This window comes from Pseudomonas sp. P5_B2 (genome assembly GCF_056400445.1).
Genome location: NZ_JBFULH010000672.1, coordinates 1 through 2,094 on the forward strand (window position 1 = coordinate 1; position 2,094 = coordinate 2,094).

2 protein-coding genes are annotated in these 2,094 nt (G+C 58.4%); both read right to left on the minus strand.

Annotated elements, in window-relative coordinates; genetic code table 11:
* The coding region (locus AC1DRJ_RS25455; protein ID WP_477804591.1) for a carbohydrate porin at positions 1-994 on the minus strand (994 nt) is incomplete at its 3' end.
* 190 nt (positions 995-1,184) lie between these two features.
* Positions 1,185-2,094, minus strand: a 910-nt coding sequence (locus AC1DRJ_RS25460) for an ABC transporter ATP-binding protein (protein WP_477804592.1), incomplete at its 5' end; no start/stop codon positions are given.

Sequence of the window (2,094 nt, forward strand, 5' to 3'; positions counted from 1 at the left end):
CGTGGAACGTGGCGTTGGCCGCAATGTTCAGGCCGCGGGACTTGTCACCGTTGTGGCTGGTGAGTTGTTGTTGTGCAACGAACCAGTAGCCGTGCTTGCTGCTGTGTTCGCGATAAGGCTGGCCGGTGGTTGCCGCATCAGTACCGCTGGCGTCTTTAAGGACGTCATTGGCCTCGGCCGTGCTCTTATAGTAACCAACACGGTATTCGCCCGACAGGTTGTTAGGGTTAGGCAGCCAGACCATTTCGACGGGCAATACGGTACCCGCGGTACCACTGCCGCTCAGCTTGAAGCCGTTACCGTGCTCCAGTTGCGACGGGTTCTGGTTGTACGCGCCGATCTGCGCATAGAACTCAGGCGAGATGTTGTACTTCACGCGAATCGCGGCCTGCATGACCGGCCAGTTGTACCAGATGTTGGTGGCCCAGTTACCCACTTGGGAACCGCAGAACGCCAGGTTCTGGAACTCGCACGGGAAGGTGTTGAAGTCTTCGCCTTCGCCGAAGTAACCGGCCTTGATGTCCAGTTTATTGTCTAGGAACTGGTGCTTGATCCACAGTTGGGTCAGGCGGACCATATGGCCACGGYCGTAGACTTCCTGAGAGGAACTCAAGGTGCCGGTTCGCGGGTCGCCGACACGGTCATTGGAGATGTTCTCGCCATTTCGGTTGGTGAACTGGACCTTGGCCTGGGTGTTATCCCAACCAAACAGTTTCTCCAGGTCCAGCGCAGCCCCCAGGCCGAACTGGTCGGCGTAACGAGCCGTTGTGTCGTCGTTGAAGCCGCCGTTGAGGTTGCTGCCGACTTCACCGACGTAGTCCATTTTGATGTCGATGCCTTGCTCGATCAGCTTGGTCCGCTCGCCACCCCAATCGCCGGTCATCCATTCGGAGTCGGCGCTGAACGCGTCAGCTGCATGCACACTACCGGCCAGCATCATTGCTGCAACTGCTGACAACTGGCAGATAAGCTGAGCGTTGTTGGTCTTCTTCATCCCTACTTCCTCGTTTTATTGTTATTAACTGTTTTTAACTAACGCAGTTACATCAGACACGGCAGATCACAGCTCAGCCGCCGCTTGCCCCCTGTGGGAGCGGGCTTGCTCGCGAATGCGGCCTGACATTCAATAGAGATGTCGACTGACACATCGCCTTCGCGAGCAAGCCCGCTCCCACATTTGATCTTTAGCGGCCTTTGAATTGGGCCACGTTAGCGCTGTGTGTCTCGGCTGCAGGCTGACCGGCAACTCCAAGACGCTCCCCGGTCTTGGCATCGAACAGCAACACTTTCGACGGATCGAATTGCAGGGTCAGGGTTTCACCCGGGGCCGGTGCAACGTCCGGTGCCAGACGGCAGCAGACTTTGGTTTCGTTGAGATTGACGAATACCAGGGTGTCCGGACCGGTCGGCTCGGTGACCTGCACTTCAGCGCGAATGGTCGGCAATCCGTTAGGCTCGCCGTTTGCCAACACGATTTGCTCAGGGCGCATTCCGAGGATCACTTCGCGGTCTTCGAGACCGGCGTCCTGCATGCCCAGCGGCAATTCACAACGGGCCTGACCGCTGTCGAGCAATGCGACCAGACGACCGTCCTTGCGCTGCAAGCGCAGCGGGATGAAGTTCATCGGCGGCGAACCGATGAAGCTCGCCACGAACAGGTTGGCCGGGTTGTTGTAGATGTCTTTCGGCGTGCCGAACTGCTGAATGATCCCGTCCTTCATCACCGCCACTTTGTCGCCCAGCGTCATCGCTTCAATCTGGTCGTGGGTCACGTAGACCGTGGTGGTTTTCAGGCGCTGGTGCATCAGTTTCATTTCGGTGCGCATCTCGACCCGCAGCTTGGCATCGAGGTTGGACAGCGGTTCGTCGAACAGATAAATCTTCGGCCGACGTGCCAGGGCACGGCCCATGGCCACGCGTTGTTGCTGACCTCCAGAGAGCTGGCCCGGCTTGCGGCTCAGCAGGTGCTCGATCTGCAGCAGTTTGGCGACGCGAGCAACTTCTTCGTCGATTTCGGCGGTCGGCATTTTGCGAATTTTCAGGCCGAAGGCGATGTTGTCGCGCACGCTCATGGTGGGGTACAGCGCGTAGGAC